The organism is Streptomyces sp. NPDC101166, assembly GCF_044768125.1.
Lineage (GTDB): Bacteria > Actinomycetota > Actinomycetes > Streptomycetales > Streptomycetaceae > Streptomyces.
Map to the genome: position 1 here is coordinate 1 of NZ_JBIWPF010000210.1, position 1209 is coordinate 1209.

Annotated in this window: 1 protein-coding gene; it reads right to left on the minus strand. The window is 67.6% G+C overall.

Annotated features, from left to right (window positions below; all coding sequences use genetic code 11):
* Positions 1 to 190: 190 nt before the first annotated feature.
* Positions 191 to 880, minus strand: a complete 690-nt coding sequence (locus ACIRS4_RS37795; RefSeq protein WP_404204737.1) for a Crp/Fnr family transcriptional regulator — start codon at positions 878 to 880, stop codon at positions 191 to 193.
* Positions 881 to 1209: the final 329 nt, after the last annotated feature.

Below are 1209 nucleotides of genomic sequence, written 5' to 3' on the forward strand. Positions count from 1 at the left end.
CATGAGCTCGGCCGCGAGCTGACTGTGGACCACCAGCAATCGGCGATACAGCTCGTCGAACGCGATACATCCGGACGGTGACGCGGGTGCCGACATCGGTCACACCTCCCGTGGGTCGTGCCCCGAACCGGCTGGTGGGGAGACTTCTTCCCGAGAGTCGCACGCACCGGATACGAGCACGCCTGAAAAATCAGGTCACCCGGGCGTCTTTCCCGAAAACATCCGTCAACTCGGCTGCCCGCCGCAGGTTTTCGAGATCACGGACGATGACGTGCCGCTTCATCAGGCACACCGAGCCGTCCGCGCCCAGTTCCTTCATCGCCTTGCCCACCGCGTCCACCCGCGCCCCGACCAGATTGCCCAGCTCCTCGTAGGACAGCCGCACGGTGAGCTCCCACCCGGCCTCCACCCGCCGCCCGTACGACTCGACGAACTCGACGAGCAGGCGCGCCAGCCGCACCCGCACCTGATGGTCGCCGAAGTCCAGGCGACGCTGGTCCGACCAGGCCAGCCGGTCGGCCAGGGAGCGGCACAGCACCAGGGAACCGTCGTGATGGGTTTCCAGGAAGGTCATGAACGCCGTGCCCGGGATGCGGTGCACGATGGTGGGCGTGCACACGGTCGCGGTGTTGGAGCGCAGCGAATCCGGCACCAGCGCACCGAGTTCGCCGATCACGTCCCCGCTGACCCGGATCGCGAGCAGCCGGCCGTCGGCCGTGGTGATCTTCACGCACGCCGACACCGAGCGGTCGCGCGAGCGCAGCAGATACACCATGCTGCCCGGATCGCCCTGCCGCATGAGCACCGTGCCCGGCGGCCCGTACGTCCGCGTCCCGAGCCGGAGTAGCGACCTCCGGGAGCGCAGGCACAGCCGCTCCATGAAAGTACCTGTGGGCCAGGGCCAATTGCCCAGATGATCGTCGCCAGGTGAGTTCACCGTCGTATCCAGTTCCGTACCGCCGTTGGAAGCTGCCCCCGAACCCTCCACGGTAAGCGACCGAAAGGGTTTGTGGCACAGCGCGGCGGTGGTGGACCCGGATCAGAGGGCGTGGGCGTCGAGCCAGGTGCGGGCCACCGCGGAGGGGATGGCGTTCTGGTCGCGGATCTGGTGGATCATGTCGGCGAGCTCGGTGGTGGTGAGTTCGCCTGCCACGTAGTTGAGTTTGCGGAGCTGAGGGTCGGTGAGAGCCGACTTGCGGAGGATGGGGG